At 70.5% G+C, this 11,831-nt stretch carries 10 protein-coding genes; 3 read left to right on the top strand and 7 right to left on the bottom strand.

Annotated elements, in window-relative coordinates:
- Positions 1-614: NUDIX hydrolase (locus V7E09_RS11630; protein WP_324523427.1), on the bottom strand; the 614-nt coding region annotated here is incomplete at its 3' end.
- A 128-nt stretch (positions 615-742) separates the two neighbouring features.
- Between V7E09_RS11630 and ypfJ the strand changes: the two genes are divergently transcribed.
- Entirely contained in the window at positions 743-1,618 is an 876-nt protein-coding gene (gene ypfJ / locus V7E09_RS11625; RefSeq protein ID WP_324523426.1) for a KPN_02809 family neutral zinc metallopeptidase, read from the top strand.
- 23 nt (positions 1,619-1,641) lie between these two features.
- Here ypfJ and V7E09_RS11620 read toward each other — a convergent pair whose 3' ends face one another.
- Together V7E09_RS11620 and V7E09_RS11615 are read right to left on the bottom strand one after the other, a co-directional pair.
- On the bottom strand, positions 1,642-2,601 hold the full coding sequence (locus V7E09_RS11620; protein ID WP_324511603.1) for a hypothetical protein: 960 nt from the start codon (positions 2,599-2,601) through the stop codon (positions 1,642-1,644).
- Positions 2,602-2,611: 10 nt separating this feature from the next.
- Positions 2,612-4,618, bottom strand: a complete 2,007-nt coding sequence (locus V7E09_RS11615; RefSeq protein WP_324511602.1) for a S9 family peptidase — start codon at positions 4,616-4,618, stop codon at positions 2,612-2,614.
- 104 nt (positions 4,619-4,722) lie between these two features.
- Between V7E09_RS11615 and V7E09_RS11610 the strand changes: the two genes are divergently transcribed.
- Positions 4,723-4,905, top strand: a complete 183-nt coding sequence (locus tag V7E09_RS11610; protein WP_324511601.1) for a YegP family protein — start codon at positions 4,723-4,725, stop codon at positions 4,903-4,905.
- 51 nt (positions 4,906-4,956) lie between these two features.
- On the opposite strand, the gene V7E09_RS11605 is transcribed toward V7E09_RS11610, so the two are convergent.
- Genes V7E09_RS11605 through V7E09_RS11595 form a run of 3 tightly spaced genes read right to left on the bottom strand, consistent with a single transcriptional unit; the run spans position 4,957 to position 8,159 of the window.
- A complete protein-coding gene (locus V7E09_RS11605; protein WP_324523425.1) occupies positions 4,957-6,315 on the bottom strand; it encodes a glycoside-pentoside-hexuronide (GPH):cation symporter in 1,359 nt (452 codons plus the stop codon).
- Positions 6,316-6,358: 43 nt separating this feature from the next.
- The gene (locus V7E09_RS11600) at positions 6,359-7,105 is read right to left on the bottom strand and encodes a YwiC-like family protein (protein WP_324523424.1); all 747 of its coding nucleotides are present in this window, start codon (positions 7,103-7,105) and stop codon (positions 6,359-6,361) included.
- A gap of 25 nt (positions 7,106-7,130) precedes the next feature.
- Positions 7,131-8,159 carry a class I SAM-dependent methyltransferase gene (locus V7E09_RS11595; RefSeq protein WP_324511598.1) on the bottom strand — a complete coding sequence of 343 codons (1,029 nt, stop codon included), beginning with the start codon at positions 8,157-8,159 and terminating at the stop codon, positions 7,131-7,133.
- Between the two features lie 193 nt (positions 8,160-8,352).
- On the opposite strand from V7E09_RS11595, the gene ppdK reads away from it, so the two are divergent.
- Entirely contained in the window at positions 8,353-11,001 is a 2,649-nt protein-coding gene (gene ppdK, locus V7E09_RS11590) for a pyruvate, phosphate dikinase (RefSeq protein ID WP_324523423.1), read from the top strand.
- A 79-nt stretch (positions 11,002-11,080) separates the two neighbouring features.
- Here the strand turns inward: ppdK and deoC are convergent, their stop codons facing one another.
- Positions 11,081-11,749 (bottom strand): deoxyribose-phosphate aldolase, encoded by a 669-nt coding sequence (deoC, locus tag V7E09_RS11585; RefSeq protein WP_324511596.1) that lies wholly within the window; start codon positions 11,747-11,749, stop codon positions 11,081-11,083.
- Positions 11,750-11,831: the final 82 nt, after the last annotated feature.

Raw genomic sequence — 11,831 nt, 5'->3', positions numbered from 1 at the left:
CCCGCGGGCACCCAGCGGCTCGACGCGGTCGTTCCGCCGACATCGTGGACGACGGCGTCGATCGGATCGTCGCAACGCGCCGCGTAGATCAACCGCACGGCATGAAAGTCCTCCACGACCCCGCTGGGGGAGTGCCCGATCCAGTGATCCGACTGCATGTCCAAGAACCGCAGGATCTCGATGGTCTGACCCGTCTCCTCGTACACCTCGCGCTGCACGGTCCCGGCGGGATTCTCGCCCGGATCGATCCCGCCCCCCGGCAGCCCCCACATGCCCGGGACGGCCGTCCGCGCCGAGAACTCGGTGGCCAGCACCCCACGCTGGGAGACGACCAGGGCGTAGGCGGCCAATCGCTGGCGCACCACGGGGCGGCACCCGGCTTCCTCGGGGCGCAGCGTGCTGCGGATCCGTTGGGGGCCGCGCGGCACGATCGGCCGGTGATGCTCGGCAACCTGCAGGGTCACCGTGAGATCTTCGACGGTGCCGGTCGCCGACAGCGGACGCGTCACCTTGTAGCCCTGCTCCCACACCACCTGGTAGGGGTCCTCGCCGTGCCCCAGCGCGAAGGACAACGCGGGCGGCCCGCCCGGTACCTCCACGCCGATGATCTGCATCCGTCTATCTTTGCCGTCGTCACCGGCCAATCCAAGCCGCCGCACGCACGCCACCGCCCTCCGTCGCCGAATCGGCGACCGGGCTATGCTCATGCCGACCGGTCACGGGGGACAGGAAGGTGCGCGGCGTGCAATACAACTCGGGGGCCCAACTCGATCCCTCCCAGATGGGGGGAGGCGGGAGCGGCAGGCGCGGCGGCGCCGTCGCCGTCGGTGGCGGGGCCAGCATCCTGGTCATCATCGTCGCGCTGTTCTTGGGCTTCGACCCGAGCGCGCTGCTCGGGGTGGTCAGCGGAACGCCGACGCAGACGACGACCTCCACCAGCAGCGACTATGCGAACTGTCAGACCGGCGCCGACATCTCTGCGAATCCGGAATGCCGGTACGTCGCCTACACCAACTCGATCCAGTCCTACTGGCAGCAGGCGTTGCCGGGCTACCAGGTCACCAAGACGGTGACCTTCACGGGGACGATCAACACCGGCTGCGGGCAGGCCAGCGCCGATGTCGGCCCGTTCTACTGCCCTGCCGACCAACTGGTCTACCTCGACACCAGCTTCTTTGCCACCCAGCTTCCGCAACTGGGAGCCCAGGGCGGGGACGCCGCCGAGGCCTACGTCATCGCCCACGAGTACGGCCATCACATCCAGAACCTGACCGGCGTCATGAGCAAGGTCCAATCCGGTGGCCAGCAGACCGGAGCGAGCTCGCCGCAGGTCCGCCTCGAACTGCAGGCGGACTGCTACGCCGGGGTGTGGCTGCGCTACGCCTCCGGTGACGCCGGCGGGATTATCGCCGAGGTCACACAAGACGACCTCAATCGGGCCGTGGAAGCGGCCGAGGTCGTCGGCGACGACCACATCCAGCGGATGTCGGCCGGACGCGTCGACTCCACCCAGTGGACGCACGGGTCCTCGCAGATGCGCAAGAAGTGGCTGGCGCAGGGATTCACCACCGGCGACCCCAACCAGTGCAACACGTTCGCGGCGGGCGCGCTCGACTGAGGCAGGCGCCGCGGCGGGGCACCTCAGGCGACGACGTTGCCCAGCAGGTCGGTGACGAAGGAACGGTCGCCCACCTGGAAGTACATCCGCGGCGTCCCGGTGGCGGCGCGGTCGTCCACCTCGCAGCTCCACGTCATGTCCAGCGTGAACCGGCCCTCCGCGCGCAGCCCCTCCAGCACCGCCCACACGGTGGCGGGGGCGACCCGGGCAGGATCGAACGCTGCCAGCCGGGTGGTCGCCGTCTTGCTGGTGACGATGACCGGCGTCCTGGCCGTGCGCTGCCGCCGCGTGAACGCGCCCTGCGCGTCCTGCGGGGAGTCCAGATAGACACCCAGCGCGGACCCGAACCCCAGGCCGGTCGTGGTGCCGCGCGCGCCCACCACATCGTCGTAGCCCTGCTTAAGGCCCCAGGCGCTGCTGAAGTCCAGGGTCGGCAGCAAGGTGCCGTCGGCGTTGAAGAACACCGGCCTGGTTTCGGGGTTCGTCGACACCGACATGGAGACCAACCCCGCCGAGTAATCGACGATCTGCAGGGACTGCCCCGACGCTGAGCCGGAGACGGCCTGCGCCGCGCGAAACAGCGCCCCCAAGTCGTTGAAGGCGAACTCGCTCGGGTCGAACTCCCGCTGGGCGACGTAGTTGATGTCGGACTGCACCTGCTGGACCCGGCCATCCCGCCACGCCCAGGTTTCCGCCACGCCACCCCGGACCACCGCGACGGAGGCATCCGCTTGGGTGACGGTGACCATGATGGCCCGCGACGCCCCGGCGGCGGTCAGGAGCCGCTCGACCAGGCGGGGCGCCGCGCCCTCCTCCAGAAGGTCGAGATGCTCCGACGGGGTCGGGGAGGGCGTCGGCGTCACGGACGACGCGGACGGGGTGATCGACGGGCTCGCGGTGGGTGTCGAGGCGTTCCCGGGCGTGCAGCCCGCGCTCACCGCGAGCACCACGGCTGCGGCGGCGGCGCGGCGCGGAAGGCTCACCTGGCTGAGACTACCCCGAGACGGGCCCGTGGACCGGCAGGTGACGGTCCCACCAATCGAGGATCGCGTCGAACCGCTGACGGCGATGCCACGGCGTCCCGGAGCGGGACAGTTCGTGATTCTCGCCGGGGAAGACGAGCAACTCGGTGTCGACCCCGGCCTGCTTGAGCGCCGTGAAGTAGCGCAGCCCCTGGCCGAGGGGGCAGCGCAGATCCAGCTCCGAGTGAAGGACGAAGGTGGGCGTCGTCACCTGATCGGCCAGCAGCATGGGCGATTGCCGGTTCTGCTCGGCGAGGGTGCGTCCGTTGTAGGCGGGCATGAAGTACCAGCCGATGTCGGAGGCGCCCAGGAAAGACGCGGGGTCGAGGAACCCGCGCTCGACGATCGCGCCCGCGAACCGGTGGTCGTGGGCGATGATCCAGGCGCTCAGGTAGCCGCCGTAGCTGCCGCCCATGATGCCGACGCGCTCGCCGTCGAGCCCGGGCACCGTCGCCACCGCGTGATCGAGGAAGCCGAGCACGTCGGCGGTGTCGAGGTTGCCGAAGTCGCCGGTGATCGCCGCGCCGTGGGCCTGCCCGTAGGACGCCGAGCCGCGCGGGTTGCAATAGACGACCGCGTAGCCGGCCTCCACGAGCACCTGGAACTCGTCGAAGAAGTCACCGGTGTACTCGGCGTAGGGGCCGCCGTGGATGTTGAGCAGCACCGGGTGGGGGCCGGGTCCTTGCGGGACGATCACCCAGCCGTGCACCGGGTAGCCGTCCGCGGACGCCGCGGTCAGTTCGACCGGGGCGATCGCCGAGGTGGCGGCCTGCAGGTCGGCGGCGAAGCCGGTGAGCAGCCGCAGGGTGGGCCCCCCCGTGCCGCCGATGAGTGTCAGCTCGCTCGGAGTGTCGATGCCCGTGACGGTCGCGACCGCGTCCGTGCCGCCGGGGATCCCGGCGACGAGGCCGACCGTGGGGCTGCCCGCCCACACGACGGTGACATCGCCGGTGGGGGAGACGCGCCACAGTTCGCTGCTGCCGCGGGAGGCTCGGACCGTCCAGACGTCGGTGGCCCCCGCCGGGGCGAGGTGGTGCAGTTCCACCTCGGCCGGGTCGGTGAGCCGGGAGGGAGAGCCGCCATCGGGGTCCGCCACGTACAGCGACGGGTTCGCGGCGACGAAGTGCAGCCCGTCCTCGCCCATGTCCGCCCCGAGGGCGTACAGCCGGGTTCCGTCCGCGGAGAAGGCCGCCTCGACGTAGCTGACGCGTCCGTCGGCCAGCACCGGCGTCTCGTCGCCGGTGGCGACCTCGACCCGGTACAGGCTGGAGCGCACGGTGACGTCCAGGTCGGCGCCGCGCTGGGTGACGATCAGGACGCCGGAGCCGTCGGGGGTGAACACGGCCGATTCGACGTCGCTGGGGCCGGAGGTGAGCTGCCGGGAGACGGGCAGCAGTTGGGGAGGCTCCTGCCCGGCGGCGGCGCGTCCCACCGGGGCGATGGGCGGCTCGGCATGCAGGTCGGGCGCCTCGACCAGGAACAGTTGCGCCACCCGGTCGGTCGACCAGCCGAGACCGTTCGCCTGAATCTGGTAGCCGGTGAGGTGCCGTGGATCCTCCTGCGGGGCGGGCACGCCGTCCAGAGTCCCGTAGCGGCCCTCCTCCGGGACCCGTGCAAGGTAGGCCAGGGAGGCCGAGTCGGGCGCCCACACCGGGGCGGACGCGCCCAACGTGGCATCGGTGACCTGAGCGGCTTCGCCACCGGTGGCGGGCGCTACCCAGATCTGCCCGGGGAGGCCGGGCTGGGCGCGCACGAAGGCGATCAGGCGGCCGTCAGGGCTCAGCGCCGGGGCCGTGTCCCGGAAGCCACGGGTGAGGCGCGTCGGCGCACCTTCACCCAGGGGGACACGCCACAGCTGCCCGGTGTAGGCGTCGGCCTCGAAGCTCGGGCGAGTGGCCGAGACCACGGCGAACGAACCATCGGGTGCGACGGTGGGCTGACCCACGGTGAACAACAACGGAAGCTGATCGGGACGCATGGTCCGCACCTTACTGCGGGCGCGTCGCGGCGGCCTCGGTTCGGCGGCAACCCCTAGGCTGGCCTCAAGCCGGGGGGTCCGGCGACAGGACGAGGAGGTCCGCGATGGCGGGAACGTTCGAGGTGTACAAGGACGCAGGCGGCAAGCACCGCTTCCGGCTCAAGGCCAGCAACGGGCAGGTGATCGCCTCCAGCCAGGGCTACGAGAGCAAGGAGTCGTGCCTGAACGGCATCGCTTCGGTGCAGAAGAACGCACCGGAGGCGAAGGTCGTCGAGGTCGACGCCTGATCCCCGTACGCGACGCCCCGGACGCCCTGGCGCCCGGGGCGTCGCGGCGTCTCAGCCCTGCTGGTCGGAGCGGGCGTTCAGGTCGGCCAGGATCCGCTCGCGGAACGCCTCGTCGATGCGGTAGCCGCGGCGGTACACCAGGTAGCTGACCAGCATCAGGGCCAGCGGGAAGAACAGCATCATCACCCGCAGCCCCAGGAGGCCTTCGGCGGTGACGTCGTCCGGGGTGGCGGCGGTGTTGATGCCCGTCACGATCAAGGTGGCGCCCACGATCGCGGTGGCCACGGCGCCCCCGATCTTGTTGATGAACGGCTGGACGGCGAACGTGACCGCCCCGTTGCGCCGGCCCAGCTTCCATTCCCCGTACTCGATGCAGTCCGACAGGTTGACGATCATCAGCACCACGACGAGGGCCTGCCCGGCGAACATCAGGAGGCCGGCCAGGCCGATGGGGATCAGGTTCATGGGGGAGAAGAAGAACACCACGTAGCCGGCGACGACCAGACCCATGGCGAGGGTGAACAAGCTGCGCCGCGAGAGCCGGCGCCGCAGCACCGGGAACAGGGCGAATCCCAGCAGCTGCGCGACGCCCAAGATGGCGGCGAACGGGGCATACATGGCCTCGTCGCGATAGGCGTACTTGAAGAAGTAGACCCCGAAGCTGGTGGTCGTGTTGTAACCGATGAGGAACAGCATCATCGCGGTGGCCGTCCACACCAACTGGTCGTTGCGGAAGACGATCGAGAACAGCTCCCGCAGGGGGGTGTGCTCCCGTGCGGCCGCCGTCGACGGCTCCCGGACGCCCAGCAGCGTGATGCACTGGCCGACCAGCATGATCGTGACCGCGATCGCGGCGAACGTCGTCCACGCGGCGGCGCCACCGCCGAGCGCCGTCGTGACCGGAATGATCGCGACGACCGTGACGAACAGCCCGATCGTCGCGAAGATCTTGGTCAGAGCGCTGATGCGTTCGCGTTCGGAGCCGTCGCGGGTCAGCGAGGGCAGCATGGACCAGTAGCCGATGTCGTTCATGGTGAACGACAGCCCCCAGGCGAGATAGATCAGGGCGAACGCGGCCACGAACGCGGCACCGTTGAGGCCGTGGTCGCTGAACAGCACCAGGGTCAGTGCGCCCGTGAGGACGGCACCGAGGGCGATCCACGGCTTGTAGGCGCCCCACCGGGTGGAGGTGTTGTCGATGATGCCGCCCATGATGATGTCGGTGAACGCGTCGAAGATGCGCGTCGCCAGCAGGATCCCGTTGACCCACCACAACGTCGTGTCGTCCAGGTCGAGGACCTCGGTCAGGAACACGATGAGGAACAGCGCCATCATCGTGTAGACCATGTCGCGGCCCAGCGTGCCGAGGGCGAAGGTCCACCGGTTGCGGCGGGTCGCGGTGTCGTTCACGCGAGCAACCTAGCGGTCCGGGGCGATGCGCGGGCGGAGGCGCTCAGCCGAGCACGAAGGCGCAGGCCAGGGCCGCGGTGAACGCCACCTCCACCAGGCCCAGCCGCTTGGCCGTCCAGCCCAGCCGCGGCACCCAGGCGGCCCGTAGGGTCGTCGCCGCGAAGAACGCAGTCCACCACCAGGGCAGCACACCCCCGGACGCCAGCAGCCCCGCCAGCAGGGTGGCTGCCGCATGCCAGCCGATCGACGCCGCCAGGAACCCCCGGCTGCCGCGCTCCCGGATGTTGGTCTTGACGTAGAGCACCGTGCCGAAGAAGCAGGCGAACAGGCCGCCGCTGACGAGAACGGGATCGAGCCAGTCCGACCCCGGCAGGGTGCGGGGGTCGGGGAAACGCACCACCAGCGCCATCAGGCACGCGGCCGCCACCGTCAGTGCCCCGCCCACGGTGGCCCGTTCCTGGCGGCGCGAGGCCAGCCACAGCGTGGGCAGCAGCAGCGGAAGGTAGGCAAGCGCCCACCATGCCAGCGCCCACCCCGCCCACGCCAGGCTCACCAGGCCCGCGACGGCGCTCGCCCCCGCGTACGTGAGGAGCGGCGGCACGTAGCGGCCACGGCGGGCTGGGGCGGCCTTGAGCCACAAGGAGGCGTCATGGAAGGCGAAGTAGCCCAGGATCCAGCAGGCGAACAGCGGCACGAGCCAGCCCCCGGCCGTCCCGGCCCGCACCGCGAGCACGAGCCCGAACCCGAACGGGGTCACGAGCATCGCCCAGGCACCGTGCTGGTTCGGCACCCACCGGTGCGGGTGGCGCGACCGCTCATCCGGTGGGCTCCTTCAGGGACCGGGTGACGATGAAGGACCGGTCCTGCGCCTCGATGTTGGTGGGACCGACGTGTCGTCGCAGCGCCGGAAGATAGGGCAGGTGGCTGTTGAACACCAGCCACAGTTCCCCGCCCGGACGCAGCACCGTCTTCGCCGCTGCGATCATGGCGAACGCGGGAGCGGAGTCCTTGGCCGCGCCCCGGTGGAAGGGCGGGTTGGAGGCGATCAGGTCGAAGCTGTCGGGGGCCACCCCCGCCAGCCCGTCGGCCCGGCGCAACGCGACCTCGGTGTGGTTCGCGTGGGCGGTGAGCTGGGCCGACAACAGCGCCTGCCGGGAGACGTCGGTGGCCGTCGTCACCCATCCTACGGACGCCAGCCAGGCGGCGATCAGGCCGGAGCCGCAGCCCAGGTCCAGCGCGGTACCCCGCGTCTGCCGGATCGAGCCCTCAGGCTCGGAAGCGACGCGGGCTAGCGTCCGCAGCAGCAGGTGCGTGCCCGGGTCGAGCCGGTTGGTCGCGAACACCGCGCCGTGGGCGACCGCGGTCAGCCCGACCTCGGGCAGGTAGCGGCGCTGCGGCCAGCGTTGCGGCCCGGGGAGCGGAGACGAGGCCCGCAGGACGCGTGACTTCTGCCGTCCCAGGCTGGCCGACACGTCGGCGAACGAGCGGCCCAGGACGGTGTTCTGGCCCGGCGTCATGTGCTTGATCCGGCCGCCGGCCAGGACCCGCGCGTGCGCTGGGAGTTCGTTGGCCAAGGTCTGCGCGTAGTCCTCGAGCGCTCCCAGCGAGCGGGGCAGCCGCCACAGCACCAGGTCGGGCGCCCAGTCCGCGATCGACCCGGTGAGCCGGGCTTCGAGGGGGACCCCGTTCTCCTCCCGCACGTCGTCGTTCCAGGCCCGCACCTGCGCGCCGGTGTCGGCCACCGCGCGCACGAGCGCCCCGTCGGGATCGTCCACGACGAGAACGCGGCCGGGCAAGGACCCCGCTTCCTCCAGCATCAGCGTCGAGACCGGATCCAGGGGCATGGCCGTCATACTACCGTGTGTCGTTGATGCCCTTTTTTGTGGTGTCCACCCGTGATTCGCGGGCTCACGTTCTTCCGCTGGGAATCAAAGGCACTACCGTTGGTGCGAGACATCCGGAACGGATTGCTCCGCCGTCCGGAGGCCGCAAGGCGCACGCTGAGGTGCACGGAGCACGCGAAGGAGACGGCAGTACATGACCGACCAGACCAAGTACGTCCACGACCTCAGTGAGGGCGACGTCAGCCTCAAGAGCCTCTTGGGTGGCAAGGGAGCCAACCTCGCCGAGATGAACAAGATCGGCGTGCCTGTGCCCGACGCCTTCACGGTCACCACGCAGGCGTGCGTCGCCGCCATGAACAACGGCGGAACGTGGCCCGACGGCCTGGCCGAGCAGATCGACGCCGGGCTGTCGCGCCTGGAGGAGCGCACCGGCAAGAAGCTGGGGTCCGCGCAGAACCCGCTGCTCGTCTCCGTGCGTTCCGGCGCCGTGTTCTCCATGCCCGGCATGATGGACACGATCCTCAACCTCGGCATCTCCGACGACACCGTCGACGCGGTCGCCGCGCTCGCCGGCAACGAACGGTTCGCCTGGGACTGCTACCGCCGATTCATTCAGATGTACGGCGAGGTCGTGGAGGGCATTTCCCCGCACGTCTTCGAGGACGCCCTCACCGCCATGAAGTTCTCCCGCGACGTCGAACAAGACACCGATCTCAGCGCGGCCGATCTGAAGGAACTGACCCGGCAGTTCCAGGAACTCGCCAATCGGGAACTGGGCGGAGACTGGACGTCCGACCCGAAGGAGCAGTTGCTGCGCGCCGTCAACGCCGTGTTCGCCAGCTGGCTCAACCCGCGTGCCGAGGTGTATCGCAAGTCCCAGGGCATCAGCCGTGACCTCGGCACCGCCGTCAACGTGCAGGAGATGGTGTTCGGCAACCGCGGCGAGACGTCCGCGACCGGCGTCTGCTTCTCCCGCAACCCCTCCACGGGCGTCAAGGAGCTCTACGGCGAGTTCCTCACCAACGCCCAGGGCGAGGACGTCGTCGCGGGCATCCGTACCCCCCGTCCGCTCGCCGAGATGGAGGGCGTCCTGCCGCAGGCCTTCCACGACCTGCTGGCGACGATGGAGAAGCTCGAACTCCACAACCGCGACATGCAGGACATGGAGTTCACCATCGAGGACGGCAAGCTCTACATGCTGCAGACCCGCAACGGCAAGCGGACGGCTGCTGCGACGGTCAAGACCGCGGTGGACATGGTCGACGAGGGCCTGATCACGACCGACGAGGCCCTGCTGCGCATCAACCCGACCGACCTGGACGCCCTGCTGCACCCCGGCATCGATCCCGACCACACGGCCGCATCCATCGTGAAGGGCCTGCCCGCCTCGCCGGGAGCGGCCGTCGGCGCACTGTCCTTCGATGCCGACGATGCCGCCGAGCGCGGCGGCCGCGGCGAGCACGTCATCCTGGTGCGCTACGAGACGACCCCCGACGACATTCACGGCGTCATGGTCGCCCAGGGCGTCCTCACCGCGCACGGCGGCATGACGTCGCATGCGGCGGTGGTGGCGCGCGGCATGGGCATCACCTGCGTCGCGGGCGCGCCCGGCATCAAGATCGATCCGATCGGGCAGACCGTCGCCATCGGCGGGGTCACCTACGGCACCGGCGACGTCCTCACGCTCAACGGCTCCACGGGGGAGGTGTTCGCCGGGGCGCTGCCCCTGGTGCCGCCGTCCATCAACGAGGACTTCGAGAAGGTCGGTCAGTGGGCCGACGCGGTGCGGCGCCTCGGCGTCCGTGCCAACGCGGAGAACTTCGAGGACGCGTCCAAGGCACGCGAACTGGGTGCCGAGGGCATCGGCCTGGCCCGCACGGAACACATGTTCATGGCCGCCGACCGGCTGCCTGCGGTGCGGAAGATGATCCTCGCGGAGAACGAACAGCAGCGCGCGGCCGCCCTCGCCGAGATCCTGCCGATGCAGCAGGCCGACTTCGAGGCCATCTTCACCGCGATGAAGGGCCTGCCGGTCACGGTCCGGCTGCTCGACCCGCCGCTGCACGAGTTCCTGCCGAACCTGGTCGACCAGAGCGTCTTGGTGAAGGAACTGGAGCTGACCGGCGCCGACGAGCAGCGGCTGGCCGCCGAGCGGGCCACGCTGGCCCAGGTCAAGAAGCTGCACGAGCAGAACCCGATGCTCGGCACCCGCGGCTGCCGCCTCGCCATGCTGTACCCGTCGATCCCCGACATGCAGGCCCGCGCCATCATCAAGGCGGCGCTGGCGGTGCTGGAGCGTGAGGGGGAGACCGTCGGCGTCGAGATCATGATCCCGCTGGTGGCCTACGAATCGGAGCTGAAGGCGCAGCGGGAGATCGTCGTGGCGGCCGTCGAGGACGAGTTCGCGAAGGCGGGCAAGCGCCTGGACTTCCTGGTGGGCACCATGATCGAGATCCCGCGGGCGGCGCTGACGGCGGACCAGATCGCGCACGAGGCGGACTTCTTCAGCTTCGGCACCAACGACCTCACCCAGACGGGCATCGGCATCTCGCGTGACGACGCCGAGGCGGGCTTCCTGGGGGCGTACGTGGACACCGAGGTGATCGAGAAGAACCCCTTCGAGTCGCTCGACGTCGACGGCGTCGGCCAGTTGGTGGCGATCGGCGTCGAGAAGGGGCGCTCCTCCAAGCCGACCCTGAAGACGGGGGTGTGCGGGGAGCACGGCGGCGACCCGGCCTCCATCGAGTTCTTCAACTCGGTCGGGCTGGACTACGTGTCCTGCTCGCCCTTCCGGGTCCCGGTCGCCCGGCTGGCGGCGGCACGCTCGGTGCTGCTCGGCTGACGTGTTGCCGGGCCGAGCCCGGCACGAAACGACGCACGAGGGGGCCCGGCCAGCAGGCCGGGCCCCCTCGTGGTCTGCGTCAGTAGCCGGTCGAGGTACCGCCGTCCAGGACGGCCGCCGTGCCGGACAGCCCCAACCGGGAGGCGCCCGCGGCCACCATCGCCTGCGCGGCTTCCCAGTCCCGGATGCCGCCGGACGCCTTCACGCCGAGCCGATCCCCGACGGTGGCCCGCATCAGGGCCACCGCGTGCGTGGACGCCCCGCCGGCGGGGTGGAAGCCCGTCGAGGTCTTCACGAAGTCGGCGCCCGCCGCTTCGGCGGCCTGGCAGGCGGCCACGATCTCCTCGTCGGTCAGCGCGGCGGACTCGATGATGACCTTGAGCACCGCCGGGGCGGGGATGGCCTCGCGGACGGCTGCGATCTCCGCCTGGGTGTGGGCGGCGTCCCCGGCCTTCAGGGCGCCGATGTCGATGACCATGTCGACCTCGTCGGCCCCGTGCCGCACCGACTCGGCAGCCTCGAACGCCTTCGCCGCCGGGGTGTGCTTGCCCGAGGGGAACCCCGCCACCGTCGCCACCTTCACGCTCGGGGTGAACGGCAGCGGCAGCATCGAGGGCGACACGCAGATCGAGTACGTGCCCAGCTCGGCGGCCTCGCGGGCCAACTCCGCCACGTCGGCGATGCTGGCGGTGGGGGCGAGCAGGGTGTGATCGACGAGCTGAGCGAGCTCGCGCGGGCTGAGGGTCATCGGACTCCTTCGGTCGACTACGGTCCCCCTAGCTGAACTTCCCCGTGACGTTGTGAACGCGGGCTGAGGGAGTCTGGCCGCC

Source organism: Propioniciclava sp. (assembly GCF_036744435.1).
GTDB lineage: Bacteria > Actinomycetota > Actinomycetes > Propionibacteriales > Propionibacteriaceae > Propioniciclava.
The sequence above is the reverse complement of the archived record's forward strand: the minus strand, read 5'-3'. Positions and strand labels throughout refer to the sequence as shown.